Raw genomic sequence first — 20,924 nt, 5'->3', positions numbered from 1 at the left:
GAACAGGTTGAATATATCTGATCACTATAAATTCATTGAACAAGTTGTTGGTTACGAACAATACCTACCTGATTTTGAGAATGAAATCATGTTTCCTTTTACGCAAGATAAGGAAACTGAAATCACTGATTTTTTTGAAATTTTAACAAATGAACCTGATTTTCACCTAATCATGCCAGCTGGAACGACTGTTAATTGTACCGATGTGATTTTTTACTTTCGTGTGACACACTTTGAAGAAGAAGGACGTCCACCACTTATTGCCTATATTGGTTTTGACTATGAGGAGGATTGAAGCGGAAATTTTTAACAACCTGCGGTATAGTAAATGTAACAAGATTGGAGGAAATGACATGTCTCACTTTGTTCGTACCGTTGTTACTAGTTTGCCTCCGTTTTATTTGATTCGTCAGTATATTTTTAGTGGTGTAGTTACTGCCTTGTTCTATTTTTCAAGCCCTAGTACGGCCCCAACTTCCTTTTATGTTTTTCTAGGAGTAAATTTTCTCCTCTATCCATTCGCTATGTTTGTGTATGATTCGGCTGTCTCACTTTTGATGGGCGATAACGTGTGGATCACCAGTGGATTGTTTGCCTTGATTTGGGGCTTTATCAAAATTTTATTGATTTACTTCTTTAGTGTGTTGATTGCGCCAGTTGGCATCCTACTTGTCTATTTTATCAATCGAAAGTAGAAGGAATTTAACCGTCCCGTAAAAAGGGTGTGAATGATCGAAGGAACTGATCCTTCATATCATTTAGAGGGGAAACATGAGCGTAGTCGAATGTATAAAAGAAAGACTAGCAACAATTTCACTCTCCATTCGTGGAAAGAACAATGTAATAAACGGAACACAGGCAGAAAAAGTCATGACGGCAGCGCATAAGTCATGGCTTTTTCTAGCCTGGTGGGTGTGGCTTGCCACACCCACCTTGATTAACCCCCCCATTCTAACAGGGGGGTAGAAATACAAATAGAATAAGCAAAAAAGGCTTAGAAACTTTGATGTAACAGTCTTTGTCTCACTTTGTAAGGTGTCAACTTTTTATGAATAGTTGACATCTTTTTTGTTTATCTAATAAATGACAGGAGGATTGATTGTGACAAACCTCAAGCAACAAATTTTAGAACTAAAAGAACGGCGGAAAACCTATGGTGTTTCCCAAAATAAACTAGCCACTGCTGTGGGAATCTCTCGCCAGTATTTAAGTGAAATTGAAACAGAGAAAGTGATTCCTTCCAGTGATTTACTTTCAGAATTAGATGATATGTTAGAACGTTTCAATCCAGAACTCCCCTTAGAAATGTTATTCGATTATGTGCGGATTCGTTTTCCGACAACCAATCCAGAAGGTGTAATCGAGAATATTCTCAAACTAAAAATGAAGTACATGTTACATGAAGAATATGCTTTTTACTCGTATGAAGAACAGTATATCTTTGGCGATATTGCGGTCATGGTTTCTCATGATATTGAAAAAGGTGTGCTTGTGGAAATGAAAGGCAAAGGATGTCGGCAATTTGAACACTTCTTACTAGCACAACGTAGAACGTGGGTTGACTTTTTCTTAGATGTCTTTTCTGTAGATGGTGTTTATAAACGTTTAGATTTAGCAATCAACGATAAAGTCGGTTTATTAAATATTCCTGAACTCACTCGTAAATGCCAGAATGAAGAATGTATTTCTGTCTTTCGCAACTTTAAGAATTATCGGTCAGGCGAATTGGTTCGCCAAAACGAAAAAGCCGATATGGGCGATACCCTTTACATTGGTTCTTTAAAATCAGAAGTATATTTTTGTATCTATCAGAAAGACTATGAACAATATGTCAAACTTGGCATTCCCTTAGAAGAAAATCCAGTAAAGAATCGCTTTGAGATTCGTTTAAAAAATGAGCGTGCCTTACATGCGGTGATTGATTTATTGAATAATGGCAATGTTGGTGACACAACCTTTTCCATTATCAATCGTTACATTCGATTTGTTGATAAAGACCCTAACAAACGTCGGAGCCAATGGAAAATCAATGCTGATTGGGCTTTTTTCTTAGGCGAAAATCAACGAAAACTGCGATTAACGTCTGAACCTGAACCCTATTCATTTGACCGTACCTTGAACTGGTTGGGGCGACAAGTCATTCCAACTTTAAAGCTAGCTATGAAAATCGATAAGCTTAATCAAACGAGTGTCATTCAAAACATGATTGATTATGCGGAATTATCGGATCGTCAAAAAAAGATTTTACAACAACAAACGCTTCCAGTGGAGGAAGTTATTATCAAATAAAGGAGAATGTCTTATGAATTTTGGACAAAATTTATACAATTGGTTTCTTTCCAACGCGGAGTCTCTAGTCTTATTAGCGATTGTAGTGATTGGTGTGTATTTAGGTTTTAAACGAGAATTTTCTAAATTGATTGGTTTCTTGATTATTGCCTTGATTGCGGTTGGCTTGGTGTTCAATGCCGCTGGGGTAAAAGATGTCTTATTGAATCTCTTCAATAGAATTATTGGAGCCTAATAAAACCGCTATGTTATAATAGTAATATCAAAAATCTTGGAGGAGAAAGAACATGGGAGACAACCAAAAAAATAGTGAAGTAATAGTTAATGCAAACATTGACAAGGTTTGGCAAGCACTTACCAATGAAGATATGCTGACAAAATGGTATGCTCCTAATTCTCCTTGGAAGATTCCTAAATTAGCTAAAGGCGAAAAAATCTTGTTTACTTTAATGCCTAATGCATATAACTCCCTGAAAGAAGCACTTCCAATGGATATAACTATCGAGAAAGTTATACCCCATAAAGAATTTTCGTTTTCTGTCGATTCAATGGAAGGAATTATTTCCTTTGTACTGGAGGAATTAGAGAATAGTGTGAAAGTTGAAGCCAATACAGAGGATTATGATGAATCCCTAGCAAATTTGAAAGCACTCTTAGAGGATAAAGAACTTCCATATATTTAATCGAACCAGAAAAAATATCAAACAAAAATGTAATATTGCTATATGCGGTCAACTTTTTAAAGTTGGCTGTATTTTTTTATCCTAATTGACATGAAAGGACGTAAACATATGGACGATATGCAAGTTTATATTTCCAATTTAGGCAAATACAACGAAGGCGAATTAGTCGGCGCTTGGTTTCAACCGCCAATTGATATGGAAGAGGTCAAAGAAAAAATCGGACTGAATGATCAATACGAAGAATATGCCATCCATGACTACGAGTTACCTTTTGAGATTGGCGAATACACTCCAATTTCAGAAATTAATCGATTATGTGCCTTAATTGAAGAAATTGAGGATTCAGACATTTTCAAAGAATTAAGAGAAATACAAAGCATGTGGTTTTCTAGTTTGGAAGAATTGATTGAACACAAAGACGAGATTATCTGTTATTCGGATTGTGATTCGATGGAAGATGTGGCGGCTTATTATGTCGAAGAAACAGGACAACTTGGTGAAGTACCTGCCAATCTTCGTAATTATATTGACTATCACTCACTTGGTCGAGATATGGAATTGGAGGGAAGTTTTTTAATAACAAGTAATGGTGTATTTGAGTATGTAGGATAACAATAAAGGAGTTTCTGCATGTAACAGTGGAAACTCCTTTTTATGGAGGTGTTTAAACTGAAAAAATTAAAAAGCTATACCAGTATTTGGTCTGTTGAAAAAGTGATTTATGCAATTAATGACTTTAAATTGCCCTTTCCAATTAGTTTTAGTCAGATGGCTTGGTTTGTGTGTAGTCTGTTTACAGTCATTCTATTGGCTGATGTCCCACCTCTTTCATTTATTGAGGGGGCGTTATTGAAGTATGTCGGCATTCCTGTTTGTTTGACTTGGTTCATGAGTCAAAAGACTTTTGATGGAAAGAAACCCTATCGTTTCATTCAAACTGTTGTCACCTATGCCTTCCGTCCAAAACGAACCTATGCTGGAAAAAAAGTAACATTTGAAAAAGAGAAAATGAATGAAACTGCCACTATTGTAAGGAGTGAGTGGATTGAACTATCCGATTAAATATATTGAAAACAACCTCGTGTTCAATCATGAAGGCGAATGTTTTGCCTATTATGAATTGTTGCCCTATAACTATTCCTTTTTGACCCCAGAACAAAAACTACAAGTCCACCAAAATTTTCGTCAATTAATTGCTCAAAATCGTGAAGGCAAGATCCATGCCTTACAAATAAGTACCGAACGATCCATTCGTTCGATACAACAAAAAAGTAAAGAAACAGTCACAGGTCGATTGAAAGACCTTGCTTTTCAACGGATTGATGAACAAACCGAAGCGTTAGTAAACATGATTGGCGACAATCAAGTGGACTATCGCTTTTTTATTGGCTTTAAATTACTAGTCAACGAAGAAGAAGTGTCCTTAAAGAATTTGAAAAAATCTGCCAAAAATACGGTCACTACATTTCTTAGAGAAGTAAATCAAAAATTGATGGGTGATTTTGTCGTTATGCCACAAGATGAAGTCCGTCGTTACACAAAAATGGCTGACCTCTTACAAGCAAAGATTGAACGTCGTTTCCATATCAGACCCTTAGATAAAAATGATTTTGGCTATTTGATTGAACATCTATATGGCAAAGAAACAAGTTCTTTTGAAGAGTACGAGTTCCCTTTGCCTCTCAAAAAGTTGAAACACCAAACACTCGTGAAACGATACGATTTACTGAAACCGACTCGCTCTCTCATTGAAGAGAATCAACGCTATTTGAAAATTCAAAATGACGAGACAACTATCTATGTTGCGTATTTTACGATTGATTCAATTGTGGGAGAATTGGATTTCCCTTCCAACGAGATTTTCTATTACCAGCAACAGCAATTTGATTTTCCCATTGACACTAATATGAACATTGAAATTGTCGCCAATAAAAAAGCTTTGTCTACCGTTCGAAACAAGAAAAAAGAACTCAAAGACTTGGACGATCACGCGTGGAATAGTGACAATGAAACAGGAAACAATGTCTTAGAAGCCTTAGAAGATGTGAATGAGTTAGAAGCCGAACTGGATCAAACTAAAGAAGCCATGTACAAACTAAGCTATGTTATTCGAGTGGCAGCTTCTTCCTATGAAGAATTAAAACGTCGCTGTAATGAAATCAAAGATTTCTATGACGATTGGAGTATTAAATTGGTTCGTCCCTTTGGCGATATGTTGGGCTTACATTATGAATTTCTTCCTTCAAGTAAACGATACATCAATGATTATGTACAATATGTGACTTCGGACTTTCTAGCTGGCTTAGGTTTTGGTGCGTCACAAATGTTAGGAGAAACCGAAGGCATTTACATTGGCTACAATATCGAGACTGGAAAAAATGTCTATCTTAAACCTAGTCTTGCGAGTCAAGGGGTCAAAGGTTCTGTGACGAACGCCCTGGCGTCGGCTTTTCTTGGTTCTTTAGGTGGCGGTAAATCCTTCTCTAATAACTTGTTGGTGTATTACTCGGTTTTATTTGGGGCACAAGCCTTGATTGTAGACCCGAAAGCTGAACGTGGCAATTGGAAAGAAACCTTGCCAGACATGGCGAATGAAATCAATATTGTCAATCTAACCAGTGAAGAGAAGAGTCAAGGCTTGCTTGATCCCTATGTTCTCATGAAGCGTAAGAAAGACGCGGAAAGTTTAGCAATTGATATTCTGACTTTTTTAACTGGAATTTCTAGTCGAGATGGCGAACGTTTCCCTCTTTTACGAAAAGCAATTCGCTCCGTCACTCAAAAAGAAATTCGTGGTTTGTGGTTAGTGATTGATGAATTACGAGAAGATGAAAACCCACTATCGCATTCGATAGCAGATCACATTGAAAGTTTTACCGATTACGACTTTGCCCATTTACTATTTAGTGATGGAACCACAGAAAACTCGATTAGTTTAGACAAACAATTGAACATTATTCAAGTCGCCGATTTAGTCTTGCCAGACGCTCAATCCAATTTTTCAGATTACACCACGCTTGAATTATTGAGTGTGGCTATGTTGATTGTCATTTCGACTTTTGCTTTGGATTTCATTCATTCTGATCGAACCAAATTTAAAATTGTTGATTTGGACGAAGCCTGGTCGTTTTTACAAGTAGCGCAAGGAAAAACCTTGTCGAATCGTTTAGTTCGTGCAGGGCGTTCAATGAATGCGGGTGTTTATTTTGTCACGCAAAATGCGGACGATTTAATCGATGAAAAATTGAAAAACAATATTGGCTTAAAATTTGCTTTTCGTTCAACGGATAGTCAAGAAATCAGAAAGACTTTAGCCTTTTTTGGTGTTGATCCAGACGATGAGGATAACCAAAAGCGTTTAAGAGAATTAGAAAATGGCCAATGCTTAATCCAAGATTTGTATGGACGTGTGGGAACCATTCAAGTCCATCCAGTCTTTGAAGATTTATTCCATGCCTTTGATACTCGTCCCCCCGTTCATCAAGAAGAGTGAGGTGTATTCATGAAACCAAAATTGAAAAAAATGTTCGGTGTCATTCTTCTGATTGGAGGAATGACTTTTTTATTTCTCTTGCTTTTCGGTTCTGTCGCTCAGGCAATTGGGCTAGTTGATGATACCGTGGACGCGCAAAATCTTTATTCGCACTATCCATTGGCGCATTATCAATTAGATTTTTATGTTGATACCGGTTGGGATTGGCTGCCCTGGAATTGGAAAGATGGCATTGGGAATCAAGTGCAATATGGTTTGTATGCTATGTCTGATTTTATTTGGACCATTAGTTTGTATCTCTCCAATGCGACGGGTTACTTGATCCAACAAGCCTACAAACTGGATTTTATTTCTGATACAGCCAATCAAATTGGCGAAAACATTCAAATATTGGCAGGTGTATCAGAAAATGGCTTTTCTACTACTGGCTTTTATGTTGGCTTTCTCTTGTTGTTTATTCTGATTGTCGGTGCGTATGTTGCCTATGTCGGCCTGATTAAACGAGAAACATCCAAAGCGATTCAAGCAGTCACGAATTTTCTTGTGGTGTTTGTTTTGTCGGCAGGTTTCATTGCCTTTGCCCCTTCGTATATCCAACGAATCAATGAATTTTCTGCCGATATTTCGCAAGCAAGTTTAGATTTAGGGGCTCAAATTATTTTTCCTCATTCCTCTTCACAAGGAACAGATAGTGTAGACAGTATTCGAGATACCTTGTTTTCGGTACAAGTCGAACAACCTTGGCTATTACTACAATTTGATAACTCTAATAAAGAAGAAATTGGCGAAAGTCGGGTCAATGCCCTTTTAGAAGTCAATCCTGATACCAATAATGGCAAGGATCGGGAAGAAGCGGTTAAAAATGAAATTGAAGAACACGACAACCAACAACTGACTTTAACGAAAACGGTCAATCGATTAGGGACAGTTAGCTTTTTAGTCTTGTTTAATATCGGGATTTCCATTTTTGTTTTCCTATTGACTGGTATCATGATTTTCAGTCAAATCCTTTTTATTCTCTATGCTATGTTTCTACCGATTAGTTTCTTATTGGCTATGTTGCCAACCTTTAGTGGCATGGGAAAAGCAGCTTTGATGAAACTCTTTAATACCATTATGTTGCGGGCTGGTATCACGTTGATTATTACGGTGGCGTTTAGTCTATCGACCATGTTGTATAGCCTAACCACTAGTTATCCTTTTTTCCTTGTTGCTTTTCTACAAATCGTGACTTTTGCGGGTATCTATTTAAAGATGGGCGATATTATGAGCTTGTTTAACCTTCAAGCCAACGATTCCCAACAAATTAGTCGTGGTGTCATGAGACGACCCAAACAATATATGCATCGAGGAGCCAGACGACTTCAACGAACGATTAGTCGGACCATGATTGGTGGCTCTCTTGGGTATTTGGCAGGCAAAACCAAAGGAAGAAAAAATGCTAAGCAACTTCCTTCAACTGCAGATACAACGCCTTCCAATTCTCGTGCTTCTGTTTCCTCTAATCAACAAAATAATGAGCGCACACAACGACCGACCACTCGAAGTTATCAGACTGGGCAACAAATTGGTAAAGTTTTGGATAGTAAACATCGAGCGAGCAATTTTGTGACTCAAAAGACACAACAAGTCAAAGAGTTCCCTAAAACAGTTACAGGGAATCTTCATCAAACCATTTCTGATTTTAAACAAGGGATGTCAGATGAACGAACAGAAACAGTAACAAGTAAAAACAGACCCGTTGTGCAATCTCGAAAAACAAAACGAGGAACAACAAATTCTACGACTGACAAAAAGCATCAACGACCAGCTGTTGATTCAATTCAAGCAGCGAACAAGACCAAACAACCTAGTATGTCCGACAAACGAATAGATTCAGTAACGAATAAAAACAGTCCGATTACTCAACCTCTAAAAACAAAACAAGAAATGAAACCAATTCGTTCTACTGTCACTCGTCCAACTGTGCAACATAAACCGTCGGATAAGGTCCAAACAGTACCACAAGAACAGACTGCTTCCAAAGTACAAAAGCGAATTACCAAACAAAAGAATAGATTAATGAAACAACGACCTTCTATTAAGCAACAAGCGCCTATTTCTCACAAGCAACCGACAAAGAATAGGACAAATCAGAAACAAGCAACGTCAACAGTCCGTTATTCCCAAAATACACGTCAAAAGAAAAATGTCCGTTTCACACGTCCAATGAAAAGAAAGTAGGTCAATCGCTATGAAATGGAAACTAAAATTAATGGTGGCTTTGACACTCTTTCTTTCCTTCTTTGGCTTATTGTCTTTTGTGGCAATTTTTGTGGCAGATGAACCTCAAGATACTTCTTCTGAATCAATCGTTATTCAAGGAAGTGGTTTGTCTGTTTCACCAGAGGTTCTGAAGTATCGCTCCTTAGTAGAAAAATATGCAAAACAAGAGAATATTGAGGACTACATCAATATTCTCTTAGCGATTATTCAAGTTGAAAGTGGTGGAACTCTAAAAGATGTCATGCAATCGTCGGAATCAAAAGGCTTATCACCAAATACGATTGCTGACCCCGAAGAATCCATCGCACAAGGTGTTTCCTATTTTGCAGGATTGGTTCGTTCTGCGGAATCATTAGTCTTGGACCAACAAAGTGTGATCCAAGCCTACAATTACGGTGGTGGCTTTTTAAATTATGTCGCAAAGAATGGGCGAACCTATTCCTTTGAATTAGCGGAAAGTTTTTCTAATGAACAAGCCAACGGTCAACGAGTCACTTATAGAAATGAAATTTCTATTCCTAAAAATGGTGGCTGGCGTTATAACTACGGCAATATGTTCTATGTGTTATTAGTTAGCCAATATTTAGAAACCACTTCGCAAAAATTTGATAACCAAACTGTTCAGACAATTATGGATGAAGCCTTGAAATATCAAGGGTATCCCTATGTCTTTGGCGGGTCCAATCCAAATACGTCCTTTGACTGTAGCGGCATTACCCAATGGACCTTTCAAAAAGCGGGCATTACTTTGCCTCGTACTTCCCAAGCACAATATGAGGTAATGGATCACTTGCCTTTATCGCAAGCGGAGCCAGGAGATTTAATTTTCTTTCATTCGACCTATGCGACAGCCGATTATGTGACCCATGTCGGGATTTATGTAGGAGATATGAGAATGTACCATGCCGGCAATCCGATTGGTTACACCGACTTAAACGAAAACTATTGGCAGCAACATTTAATTGGTGCGGGACGAATAAAACAATAAGAAATGAGGACAATTCATGAAAATTCATATTGAACGCAAACCTAAAAAAGATAAAACATCTAAACAAAATAAAGTCAAAACGATTCACTTGGGCACTCACAAAAAGAGTGTCCTTTTCTTATGGCTCTTATTGATTGGTAGCTTTAGTTTTGGTCTCTATAAAAACTTTACTGCCATTGATACACACATCATTCATGAGACAACAATCATTGAACCTATGCTGGTTGATACTCATGCGATTGAGAGTTTTACCCTTAATTTTATTCAAGAATATTATACTTGGGAAAATAACAAAGAAGCCATTGAACAACGACCTGAACGAATCAATCGTTACCTGACTTCTGAATTACAAGAATTAAATGTAGATACCATTCGGACCGATATTCCAACGAGTTCTTCTGTCAGTGATCGCAAAATTTGGCAAATACAAGCCATTGATGAACAAAATTTTGAGGTGATTTACTCGGTTACCCAACGGATTACAGAAGGCGAAGAGAATAAATATAGTACATCATCTTATCGTATCACGGTTCATCAAGATGAAACAGCCGATTTAGTTATTACCACCAATCCGACGATTTGGACCACTCCTCAAACGTCTGATTTTCAACCAGAATTTTTTGAAAATGACAACAGTATTGAAGAAGCACTTCAACAAGAAATAATCGCTTTTTTAGAAACCTTCTTTAAGTTATATCCAAACGCAAGTAGTAGTGAACTAACTTATTACATGGCAGAAAACACCTTACCAATGATTAACAAAGAGTTGATTTTTTCAGAATTGATTTACCCTTCCATTCAAAAGAAAGAGCAACAATATATTGTAAAAGTAGCTATAAGATACTTGGACAGTGAAACCAAAAGTGAAATTGTCTCTCAATATCAACTAGTGTTAGAGAAAGCAGATAATTGGAAGATCGTTGCACAATTACCTTAATCATTGAATAGACAAAAAGGAAGCATCAAACTTATCTGATTGCTTCCTCTTTGTTATTTATCATCGATATACAGAGTTTGTCCTTGATATTCATAAACTCGAATCTGTTTGGACTCATTCGGTGTTCTTACTTTAAAAATGTAATAATGATCTTGCGCATCAATTGCATTTTGTCGATTTAATTTAAAGTAATTTTTTTGTGCACTGGCCATAGAAAATAAAATATCATCACTTAAAAACGTTAAAGGGGTATTTAAAGCGGAAAATTCATAAAAATCTTCTTCAAATTGATGATAATTGTCACTAAAATAATCGAATTGAATTTCGTTTTGTCTAATTTTTTTAGTTTTCACTATCAATCGCCTCCGCTAAACTAATGTTGATTAAATCATCCACTTTAACTAAATAATAGTTTTCTTTTGTTCTTATGCTGATTTCTTCCATTGATACTTGATTTATTGAACCGGTTATAATTTTTATTTTTTCGTTTTCTACATAATTAAAGTTTACTGTCAATTTATTGGTGTAAGCTTGATTCAGTAGCAACACTTTTTCGCCTAACGATAAGGCGTTTTTAAAATCGATTAATTGACCAGGTTCATTTAGAGCTGACGAGTGTTCAGAAAGAAAAAAACCCATCCATTTTGCCATATTGCGATCCTGATATTCTCTTGCGGATTTATATGGTAAGTAATTACGATCGACACTCATTTTAATCCATCCAATCCACCAGCTCCACCAGCAGCATGACCACCCACGAGTTTACTTCTTGCAATACTCCTCGAGTTTTCGAATAAGACTGTCGCTTTTTGAATAGCCAGAAATCCATGTTTATCTCTAATTTGATCGATAGTCTTTTCTAATGCTTCCATGCGTTCGATCTCTTCTACGTTATCGAAAAGAGAATAGACGGTATAAGCTTCATCTACTAGCCCATCATATCGAACAGCTATATTTCGGACAGCTCCATATGTGTATTTTTTCCTAAACAAATCTAGTACATGCCTGATTAAAATTTGCGTGTTTTGTGTTGGATCAACTGTTTTCTGTACACTGATAGATTTTTTCTCCATGTCTCTGGAAAAACCTACATAGATTGAAACAACAGTGGTCTTTTTATGACTTTTTCGTAGACGAATCGCCACTTGTTCAGCCATTTCAGAAAGAACCAATTCAATGTCTCTCTCATGGATATAATCTTTATGAAGGACTTGTGAGTTCCCAATGCCTTTTGATTTAGGTTTGTATGGCATTGTTACTTTACTTTCGTCTACACCATTTGCGTGAAAAAAAAGTTGTACACCAATTACACCGAATTCTTTTTTGAGAATATCAGGATTAGCATTAGCTAATTCTTTGATAGAATAAATACCTAATTTATTTAAGCGAAGTTCAGTACGATGGCCAATTCCCCAAAAATCAGTCATTTCATTGATATTCCAAACTTTAGTTTCCACATCTTCATATGACCAATTAGCACGCATCGTTTGTGTATGTTTGGCCTCATTGTCTAATGCTAGTTTTGCTAAAAGAGGGTTGGAATTACTCATGCCAACAGTCGAATACACACCCGTTTTTTTCCAAATATCATGTTGGATTTTACTTGATAATAAATCTAATTTTTCTCGTCGAGAAATATTAGGGTCCTTAACAAAATAATTTAGAGATTTTGTTAAATCTATAAAACCTTCGTCGATAGAATAAGGTAAAATTTCTTCTGGTGGTGCGTAGTTCTGTAGAATCTGCTGAATTTCAATATTTCGTTCGATATATAAGGTCATTCTCGGTGGGACGATCAGAGTTCGCTTTGCCCAATTTTCAATAAATTGAATGTACTCTTTCGTAATAGGGATATTATTTTTTTTCGCAATGAAACTGCGGAATTTTCTCGTTCGAATATCAAATGGAAGATCGTAACTTCTACTAACATTATCTCGGCCAAATACTTTTTTGAAAGTAGGAGAACTTGCCAATATTAGACCTTCACTATTATCCGCTCGACTCATAACACACAGAGAGGTAGTTAGAGGATTCAGTCCACGTTCAACACACTCAACACTGGCGTAAAAGGATTTTATGTCAAAAAATGCAATATCTGATTTAGGTTCTTTACTATAATCAATTATTCCCATAGTCCCTACCTCCAATGAAATTCGTTATTCATATCACCATTATACGAACTCACGTTCGTTTTTGCAAGTGTGTAATTGTTGTTAATTAATTATGAAAATTTGAATCGTAGAATTTTAATATTAAACAAAAATCAAATTTATTGTCATTTAAAAAAACTTTTAGTATACTCCACCTATATTAGTTTTTTCATAAGGGAGTAACTTGCAGTTGACAAGCTGTGGTAACATCACCAACCGAAAAATTTTTTTCTGGTGTTGCCTTAATTAATGAGACTTATGTATGTGTCAAACATACATAGGTCTATTTTTTTGTTTAAAAATAGACTTATGGTGTCAAATTTAAGGAGGAAAAACATGTCAGAAAGAAATGTAAAGAAAAAACAGGTAATTCAGGATTTTTATTCTCAAACGGAAGATGAGGTTTTCAATCTACTTGAAACAAAATCGGAAGGACTTTCAGAAATAGAAGTTAATGATCGTTTAGAATTGTATGGTACAAATGAATTAGAAGGAACTAAGAAAAAATCATTGCTTCAAAAATTCTTTGAGCAATTTAAAGATTTAATGATCTTGATTTTATTAGTTGCAGCAGGTGTCTCAGCAATGGTACCAAATGCAGAAGGACATCGTGAGTGGGTGGATGCGCTAATTATTCTATCAGTTGTCATTATTAATGCAGTGATGGGTGTGATCCAAGAAGCTAAAGCTGAACAAGCAATTGAGGCTTTGCGAGAAATGTCTACTCCAAATGCAAATGTGTTTCGTAATGGTCACAGCTTATCTGTTAGTAGTACAGAATTAGTTCCTGGAGACCTTGTTCTATTAGAGGCTGGTGACGTAGTTCCTGCTGATATTCGACTTATCGAAGCGAGCTCACTAAAAATAGAAGAAGCTGCCCTGACTGGAGAATCTGTTCCTGTTGAAAAAGAAGTTACAATTCTTAAAGGTAAAGATATTGGGATTGGCGATCGAATTAATATGGCTTACTCAAATAGCAACGTAACGTATGGTCGTGGTAAAGGGATTGTAGTTAACACTGGAATGAGTACCGAAGTAGGGAAAATTGCTGGAATGTTAGCAAATACGAATGAAACAGAGACGCCATTAAAGCGGAACTTAAATCAATTAGGTAAATTCTTAACATTTTCTATTTTAATTATTGCAGTGATTATGTTTTTTGTAGGAACTGTAATTAATGGTCGTGATTGGGTCGAAATGTTATTAACTTCTATCTCATTAGCGGTTGCTGCAATTCCAGAAGGTTTACCCGCTATTGTGACCATTATTTTGGCTTTAGGTACACAAGTTATGGCCAAACGTAATGCAATGATTCGAAAATTACCAGCTGTTGAAACATTAGGAGCAACCGATATTATTGCTTCTGATAAAACAGGGACTTTAACTTTAAATCAAATGACTGTCGAAAAACTCTATTTTGATGATTTTCAACACGACGCAAAAGATACAATTTCAACTGATAATATGGCAATTAAAATTATGAATTATGCCAATGATACACGAATTGGTCAAGAGGGTAATTTGATGGGAGATCCAACAGAAACTGCTTTAATTCAGTTTGGTCGTGACAAAGGTTTTAACATATTAGAGGAAATTGTTGAAGAGCCACGTGTAGCTGATTTACCATTTGATTCAGATCGTAAGTTAATGAGTACTATCCATCAACTAAAAGATGGCCGTTTGTTGGTAGCAGTTAAAGGAGCACCAGACGTATTATTAGATCGTACCAACGAAATTTTACTAAATAATCATGTAACGGTGATGACTGCAGATGTTAAACAATCTATTTTGCAAAACAATACAAATATGGCTAAACAAGCTTTACGTGTGCTAGGAATGGCATATAAATACATTGAAACTATTCCTGAAAAATTAAATTCAGAGGACTTAGAAAATAATTTAATTTTTGCTGGTTTGGTTGGAATGATTGACCCTGAGCGTGCTGAAGCTGCTGATGCAGTTAGAGTTGCAAAAGAAGCGGGTATTCGTCCAATCATGATCACTGGTGATCACCGAGATACAGCTGAAGCGATAGCTGAACGTTTAGGGATTATTCGACCGGGTGATGATAGTGCTATTTTGACAGGAACTGAGTTAAATCAACTTACTGATAAAGAATTAGCAAAAAATATTTCAAAATATTCAGTGTACGCTCGTGTCTCACCAGAGCATAAAGTACGTATTGTGAAAGCTTGGCAAAACGAAGGAAAAGTAGTTGCTATGACAGGTGATGGTGTAAATGATGCTCCTTCGTTAAAACAAGCCGATATTGGTGTTGGAATGGGTATTACTGGTACAGAAGTCTCTAAAGGTGCTTCTGATATGGTACTTGCAGATGATAATTTTGCCACAATCGTAGTTGCAGTAGAAGAAGGTCGTAAAGTTTTCTCAAATATTCAAAAAGCTATTCAATACTTAATGGCTGCAAACTTAGGAGAAGTTTTAACGTTGTTTATTGCTACACTATTAGGTTGGGGGACATTATTACCTATTCACTTATTGTGGATTAACTTAGTAACAGATACTTTTCCAGCAATTGCTTTAGGTTTGGAACCCACTGAAAAAGATTTAATGTCTCAAAAACCTCGTGGTAAAAATTCTAACTTTTTCTCAGGTGGTGTTATGAGTAGTATTATCTATCAAGGTATTCTAGAAGCTGCAACAGTTTTATTTGTTTATTGGTCCGCAATCCAATGGCCAGTCCATGAAGCGTATGATTTAATTCATGCGGATGCCTTGACAATGGCTTTTGCTACTCTAGGATTAATGCAACTATTTCATGCATTTAACGTAAAATCTGTGTATCAATCTATTTTTAAGGTTGGAGCATTTAAAAATAAATCCTTTAACTGGGCAATTCTGCTATCATTTGTATTGATGATGGGAATTATTTTAATTCCAGGATTAAATGATATTTTTAAAGTAACAAGTTTGAATTGGTATCAATGGGCCATTGTTTCAGCAGCAGCCTTTGCAATTATTCCAGTGGTTGAAATTGTGAAAGCTGTCCAACGTGCAGTGGGTAAAGAATAAAAAAAATGAGTTGTCGTTTTATTAGTTAATCTAATCTTACGACAACTTTTTATAAATAGTAGTAAAGATTTTTTAATCCTTAATTAAGATAATTATGTTGGATATTAAAAATAAGATAAATATCAGGCAGACAAAAAATTGTTTGTCTTTTTTATTAGTAAATAATGATTAAAAAAGAATTGATGAAGTTTGGTAGCGAAGGAGGAGATTGAAAATATTTCATATTTAGGTTCATCTTAATGTTTAAGAAATTGTGAGCCATTAAATTTTGAATAAGTGATATAAATTTTCATTGACGTAAATATTAAATAATATTAATATGATTGTATAGACATATGATTGATTGGACATTCAATCTCAATTTAGTACCTGATTGAGTAAAAAGGAGGGAAAAATAATGTTGTCTGATGATTCGATTAGTAAGATTGTCAGCTCAATAAATTCTTTTAATGAATTGACACGACTTAAAATTTTATTTTTATTAAAAGATAGTCCAGCTAATGTTAAAGAACTCCAAAAACTTACAAGTAGATCACAATCAGCCATTTCACATCATCTTGCTGTTCTAAGAAGTGAAAATCTTGTGAAATACGAAAAAGACGGAAGAAATATAATTTATTCTTTAAGTGATAGACATATCTATGAAATTCTATCTTCCTTAAGAGAACATGTATTAGAAAAAAATAACTCTATGATTGATGAGGTTTACAGCAATGAAAATGGATAAGGAGCTTAAGAAAAAACTTCGTAAAGAACTTATGCAATTATTAAATGAATACCCTGATTGGATGGAAGATGAAACGTCACCTGTCTATTCGGAAATTCAAGCATTGGGCGAGGTACTAAGTGAAGAGCGTTCTAAGAACATCTATTTTTCATTAGATAATTTTACAGATGAGCAATACCTGTATTTACTGAATATTGGTTTAACAAATTTACAAATACAAAAATCTCTATACTTTGATCCTAGTGAATTTATTGAATGGCGCAAACAAAATGGTTATTGGAGAACGAAAGATAATGAATAAAGTTTCATGACATTTAAACAAAAGATTAAAACATATCAATGCACGTTGATATGTTTTTTGTTACGTGAATATTACAAACAGATTTAAAAATGTTGTAATTTTAATACATGTACTATATTTTATTTTTTTTAGATAGAATGATGTTTATAAGGCAAATGAATACTTGTGTAAAAGAGAGGGAAATTATGTTTAAAAGAAAATTAGTTACAACTTTTATTTTAGGTTTATTAATTGCTAATCCATCTATTATTTTAGCTGATGAATATGACCAAAAAATTTCTGAACAAGATCAAAAAATTAACAGTATTAAATCTGAGACAAACGCAGTTGAGGAATTAATCAATCAGACCAATCAAAATATTTCTAACTTAAATAGTGAAATCAATCTAATTTTAGAAGAAAAAAATACTAAAGAACAAAATGTTAATGAGCTAACAGTTAAAATTAAAGAATTAGAAGAAAAAATTGAAAATAGAAAAGTTCTAATTGGAAAACAAGCAAGAGAGCTTCAGACATCAGGTAAAGAAAATAATATACTTGCAATTCTTTTGAATGCTGAATCGGTTTCTGATTTTGTTAATCAAACAATAAGCACAAGCACTTTAGTCAATGCGAATAACGAAATCGTAAAAACTCAATTTGAAGATATGCAAAATTTAGATGCTTCAAAAACAGAACTTGAAACAGAACTAGAACAAATTGCTATTAAAACAGATGAGTTAAAAAGTAAACAAGAAGAGTTAATTGAATTGCAAATTAATCAAGAAGTTGAAATTGCAAACTTAAAAATAAAGCTAAACAAAGAGGAACAAGAAAAAGAATCTTTGATACAAGAAAAAGAAGAAGCAGAACGTAAACGTCAAGAAGCTTTAAGAGCGATTGAGAAACAAAAAGAACAAGAGAAATTAGCTAGAGAAAAAGCAGAACAAGAGGAAAAAGAGCGTCAAATTCGGTTATCTCAACAAGTAGCTCAATCTGAAATTAAATCAGAAGTCAGTGCTAATACGACGAATAGCAATATCAGTGAAACTCCTAAAGAAACTATAACAGAATCACCCGTAGAAAATAATACGCCAGCACAATCTTCTAATCAACAACCTCAAAGTAGTGGAGGATGGAGATTACCATTGGATTCAATTAATGTTTCAAGTGGGTTCGGTAATCGAGTTGATCCAACAGGTTCTTCTGGTAATCAACATAATGGGATTGACATGACTGGAGGAGTGAACACACCAATTTATGCTGCGACGAGTGGTGAAGTAGTTGCTGCAAGTTACGATGGTAGCGCAGGAAATCATGTAATTATTAGAGGTTCAAATGGTTTGTATTCTTACTATTTACACATGAATTCATCTCCAGCTGTTTCTGTAGGTCAAACTGTTTCACAAGGTACTTATCTTGGTGGAATGGGGACAACTGGAAACTCTACAGGAGTACATTTACACTTTGCTATTTCATCTGGGTTATGGAGTGGATTTCAAAATCCATCATCATACTTGAGTTTTTAAAATAAATGAAAATAATAAAATACTACATTTTTGTAGTATTTTTTTACTCAAACAAATGAATGTATTGACATATGAATACTCGTTCAATTATAATAGATTTAACAAATGAATAATCAATCATTTGTATTAAACTTTTAAGGAGTTGTTTTAAATGGTAGAAAAACATCATAATCATGAACATAATCATGAACATGATCATAATCACTCTCATGATCATGACCACAATCATGGAGGGAAATTACAAATTATAATGTATTTCATTGGTTTATTCTTATATGTTGGAGGTCTTTTCCTTGAAGGAACTAATGGTTTAATCGCAAATATTGCATTTAGTTTGACAATAATGACTTCGGGTTATCACATCGTTGGAGAAGGAATCGGTGATACGATTCGAAATACAAAAAAAGCTAAGAAGTTTATGCCTAATGTTCATTTTCTTATGGCTTTAGCTACTGCGGGAGCTGTGTTAATTGGTAATTTTGAGGAAGGTGCGTTATTAATTGTTATTTTTGCTGGAGCGCATTTTTTAGAAGAATATGTAGATGGAAAAAGCAAACGAGAAATTACGAATTTACTTAATTTAAACCCGACAGAAGCTCGTATAATTTTATCTGATGGTTCTACTAAGGTTGTTCCTGTGGATGAAGTCAATGTCGGCGATACACTACAAGTATTAAATGGAGATCAAATTCCAACGGACGGTGTGATACTTAATGGTTCTACATCCGTTGATGAATCGTCAATTAATGGAGAAAGTATTCCTAAAGAAAAAAATGTTGGTGATGAAGTTTTTGGTAGTACAATTAACGGTGCGGGATCATTTACCATGAGAGTAACAAAAGATAGTTCGGAAACAGTGTTTTCAAAAATCTTACAATTGGTTAATCAATCTCAGAAGAGTTTAACAAAAACTGCAACGTTGATTCAACGATTAGAACCGAGATATGTGACCATAGTTTTATTGTTGTATCCACTAGTTTTATTAGCAGGTCCTTTTATTTTTAATTGGTCTTGGGAATTAAGTTTATATAGAAGTATGGTTTATTTAATCTCAGTTTCACCGTGCGCCTTAGCTGCTAGTGCAGTACCTACAACACTTTCTACTATTTCAAATTTGTCTAGAAAAGGAGTATTAGTTAAAGGGGGAGCTTTTCTTTCAAAACTTTCTGATGTAAAATCAATTTCATTTGATAAAACTGGAACTTTAACTCATGGTAAACCCGAAGTAACTAATTTTGAATTTGACAAAGATTTAGATCAAGAAGAAATGATTGATCTTGTAGTATCAATGGAAAAACAATCGAACCATCCTCTGGCGACAGCAATTATTAATAAGTTTCCAAAAAGAAGAACATTAAACATTGAGGTCACAAATGAAGTGGGTAAAGGTTTATCAACAAATTATGATAATAAGAAATATAGAATTGGAAAACCATCTTCTTTTGATAAAGTATCTTTTGTTTATAAAGAACAAGAAAAAAAATTATCGATGGAAGGAAAAACTGTCGTCTTTATAGCTGAAAATGAACAAGTGATTGGTTATGTGGCATTAATGGATCTTCCTAATGAGCATGCTAAAAAAGCGATTGATTATTTCAAACAAGTAGGAATTCATACCACTATGATTACTGGAGATGCTAAATTAACTGGAGAAGCAATTGGAAGACAATTAGGTATCGACGAGGTTGTGGCCAACGTTATGCCAGAAGATAAAGCCGAAATAGTTCAAGAACAACAAAAGAAATATGGGACGACAGCCATGCTTGGAGATGGTATTAATGATGCGCCAGCATTGGTTACTGCAGATATTGGAATAGCGATGGGAGAAGGAACTGATGTGGCGATGGATGTGGCGGATCTGGTATTGATGAAAAATGATTTATCAAAATTAGTTTATGCACATCAACTATCTCAAAAAATGGACAAAGTTACTTGGCAAAACATCTGGTTCTCAATGTTTGTAGTTGTGACTTTAGTTATTCTCAATTTCCTTGGAAAAATGGATATAGCGCTAGGTGTCATTCTACATGAATTTAGCACAATCGCTGTTATCTTGAATGGTATTCGATTATTAAGAACTCCTAAAAAATTTTTAAATAATTAAAATAAATCAATAGAAAAAAACTTACTGAAATTATTTTAGTAAGTTTTTTGTTGTCGTACATATTAAAAAATGTTAATATGATTTTTATATTAGTAAAACTTAATTTGAAAGGTGGATGTATATGAAAGATTACACATTACAACTAAAATTACTTCATGGTTTGTCCAACAAAACTAGGTATCAAATTTTACAAGTGTTGAGGAATGGAGAAGTCAATGTCACAGAGTTGATCGAGCAAGTAGAAGGTTCACAATCCAGTGTTTCTCAACACTTGGCCTGTTTACGCGATTGCGGTTTGATTCAAAAACGTACGGAAGGAAAATATTATTTTTATACCATTACCACACCAAAAATTACTCAACTCATGGATTTTCTTAATGAAACGGTTCAGGATTTTCATTGGGATGGCGAAGTGATTGAATGTAAACACCATATGGAATAGAAAG

The 20,924-nt window shown here is 34.9% G+C and carries 20 protein-coding genes; 17 read left to right on the top strand and 3 right to left on the bottom strand.

The window, feature by feature from the left end:
• The first annotated feature begins 7 nt into the window (after nt 1–7).
• The 11 genes from NPA36_RS01260 (at nt 8) to NPA36_RS01210 (ending at nt 10,655) form a co-directional block, all read left to right on the top strand.
• Complete coding sequence (locus NPA36_RS01260; protein WP_256944300.1) at nt 8–295, top strand: hypothetical protein; 288 nt, start codon at nt 8–10, stop codon at nt 293–295.
• A gap of 58 nt (nt 296–353) precedes the next feature.
• A complete protein-coding gene (locus NPA36_RS01255) occupies nt 354–695 on the top strand; it encodes a hypothetical protein (RefSeq protein ID WP_256944299.1) in 342 nt (113 codons plus the stop codon).
• A 388-nt stretch (nt 696–1,083) separates the two neighbouring features.
• Nucleotides 1,084–2,289 carry a MobT family relaxase gene (gene mobT, locus NPA36_RS01250; RefSeq protein ID WP_256944298.1) on the top strand — a complete coding sequence of 402 codons (1,206 nt, stop codon included), beginning with the start codon at nt 1,084–1,086 and terminating at the stop codon, nt 2,287–2,289.
• 13 nt (nt 2,290–2,302) lie between these two features.
• A complete protein-coding gene (locus NPA36_RS01245; RefSeq protein ID WP_005881294.1) occupies nt 2,303–2,524 on the top strand; it encodes a hypothetical protein in 222 nt (73 codons plus the stop codon).
• Between the two features lie 52 nt (nt 2,525–2,576).
• Nucleotides 2,577–2,972, top strand: a complete 396-nt coding sequence (locus tag NPA36_RS01240; RefSeq protein WP_256944297.1) for an SRPBCC family protein — start codon at nt 2,577–2,579, stop codon at nt 2,970–2,972.
• A 108-nt stretch (nt 2,973–3,080) separates the two neighbouring features.
• Nucleotides 3,081–3,584 carry an antirestriction protein ArdA gene (locus NPA36_RS01235; RefSeq protein ID WP_256944296.1) on the top strand — a complete coding sequence of 168 codons (504 nt, stop codon included), beginning with the start codon at nt 3,081–3,083 and terminating at the stop codon, nt 3,582–3,584.
• Nucleotides 3,585–3,641: 57 nt separating this feature from the next.
• Nucleotides 3,642–4,034 carry a conjugal transfer protein gene (locus NPA36_RS01230; RefSeq protein WP_256944473.1) on the top strand — a complete coding sequence of 131 codons (393 nt, stop codon included), beginning with the start codon at nt 3,642–3,644 and terminating at the stop codon, nt 4,032–4,034.
• Nucleotides 4,018–6,465: a conjugal transfer ATPase TcpF gene (gene tcpF, locus NPA36_RS01225; protein ID WP_256944295.1), complete on the top strand. Its 2,448-nt coding sequence runs from the start codon at nt 4,018–4,020 to the stop codon at nt 6,463–6,465. Before NPA36_RS01230 ends, tcpF begins: the two co-directional genes overlap by 17 nt.
• A gap of 9 nt (nt 6,466–6,474) precedes the next feature.
• Nucleotides 6,475–8,688 (top strand): CD3337/EF1877 family mobilome membrane protein, encoded by a 2,214-nt coding sequence (locus tag NPA36_RS01220; RefSeq protein ID WP_407932750.1) that lies wholly within the window; start codon nt 6,475–6,477, stop codon nt 8,686–8,688.
• 10 nt (nt 8,689–8,698) lie between these two features.
• Nucleotides 8,699–9,718, top strand: a complete 1,020-nt coding sequence (locus tag NPA36_RS01215; RefSeq protein ID WP_256944294.1) for a bifunctional lytic transglycosylase/C40 family peptidase — start codon at nt 8,699–8,701, stop codon at nt 9,716–9,718.
• A 16-nt stretch (nt 9,719–9,734) separates the two neighbouring features.
• Nucleotides 9,735–10,655, top strand: coding sequence for a conjugal transfer protein (locus NPA36_RS01210; RefSeq protein WP_256944293.1), 921 nt, complete (start codon nt 9,735–9,737; stop codon nt 10,653–10,655).
• 53 nt (nt 10,656–10,708) lie between these two features.
• Here the strand turns inward: NPA36_RS01210 and NPA36_RS01205 are convergent, their stop codons facing one another.
• The 3 genes from NPA36_RS01205 to NPA36_RS01195 are packed head-to-tail and all read right to left on the bottom strand — an operon-like array spanning nt 10,709 to nt 12,787.
• On the bottom strand, nt 10,709–11,008 hold the full coding sequence (locus tag NPA36_RS01205; RefSeq protein ID WP_256944292.1) for a DUF5960 family protein: 300 nt from the start codon (nt 11,006–11,008) through the stop codon (nt 10,709–10,711).
• Nucleotides 10,998–11,366 (bottom strand): hypothetical protein, encoded by a 369-nt coding sequence (locus NPA36_RS01200; protein WP_256944291.1) that lies wholly within the window; start codon nt 11,364–11,366, stop codon nt 10,998–11,000. The genes NPA36_RS01205 and NPA36_RS01200 overlap by 11 nt, the downstream gene beginning before the upstream one ends.
• Nucleotides 11,363–12,787, bottom strand: coding sequence for a Y-family DNA polymerase (locus NPA36_RS01195; protein WP_256944290.1), 1,425 nt, complete (start codon nt 12,785–12,787; stop codon nt 11,363–11,365). Before NPA36_RS01195 ends, NPA36_RS01200 begins: the two co-directional genes overlap by 4 nt.
• A 354-nt stretch (nt 12,788–13,141) precedes the next feature.
• Here NPA36_RS01195 and NPA36_RS01190 point away from each other — a divergent pair, with 354 nt between their 5' ends.
• The 6 genes from NPA36_RS01190 (at nt 13,142) to NPA36_RS01165 (ending at nt 20,920) form a co-directional block, all read left to right on the top strand.
• A complete protein-coding gene (locus tag NPA36_RS01190; RefSeq protein ID WP_256944289.1) occupies nt 13,142–15,838 on the top strand; it encodes a cation-translocating P-type ATPase in 2,697 nt (898 codons plus the stop codon).
• Nucleotides 15,839–16,235: 397 nt separating this feature from the next.
• Nucleotides 16,236–16,565 carry an ArsR/SmtB family transcription factor gene (locus tag NPA36_RS01185; RefSeq protein ID WP_256944288.1) on the top strand — a complete coding sequence of 110 codons (330 nt, stop codon included), beginning with the start codon at nt 16,236–16,238 and terminating at the stop codon, nt 16,563–16,565.
• The gene (locus NPA36_RS01180) at nt 16,552–16,866 is read left to right on the top strand and encodes a hypothetical protein (RefSeq protein WP_256944287.1); all 315 of its coding nucleotides are present in this window, start codon (nt 16,552–16,554) and stop codon (nt 16,864–16,866) included. The genes NPA36_RS01185 and NPA36_RS01180 overlap by 14 nt, the downstream gene beginning before the upstream one ends.
• A gap of 185 nt (nt 16,867–17,051) precedes the next feature.
• Nucleotides 17,052–18,374, top strand: a complete 1,323-nt coding sequence (locus tag NPA36_RS01175; protein ID WP_256944286.1) for a murein hydrolase activator EnvC family protein — start codon at nt 17,052–17,054, stop codon at nt 18,372–18,374.
• 151 nt (nt 18,375–18,525) lie between these two features.
• Complete coding sequence (locus NPA36_RS01170; protein WP_256944285.1) at nt 18,526–20,478, top strand: heavy metal translocating P-type ATPase; 1,953 nt, start codon at nt 18,526–18,528, stop codon at nt 20,476–20,478.
• A gap of 121 nt (nt 20,479–20,599) precedes the next feature.
• Entirely contained in the window at nt 20,600–20,920 is a 321-nt protein-coding gene (locus NPA36_RS01165) for an ArsR/SmtB family transcription factor (protein ID WP_256944284.1), read from the top strand.
• Nucleotides 20,921–20,924 lie beyond the last annotated feature (4 nt).

Source organism: Granulicatella seriolae (assembly GCF_024543085.1).
GTDB lineage: Bacteria > Bacillota > Bacilli > Lactobacillales > Aerococcaceae > Granulicatella > Granulicatella seriolae.
This window is presented reverse-complemented; position numbering and strand designations above follow the sequence as displayed.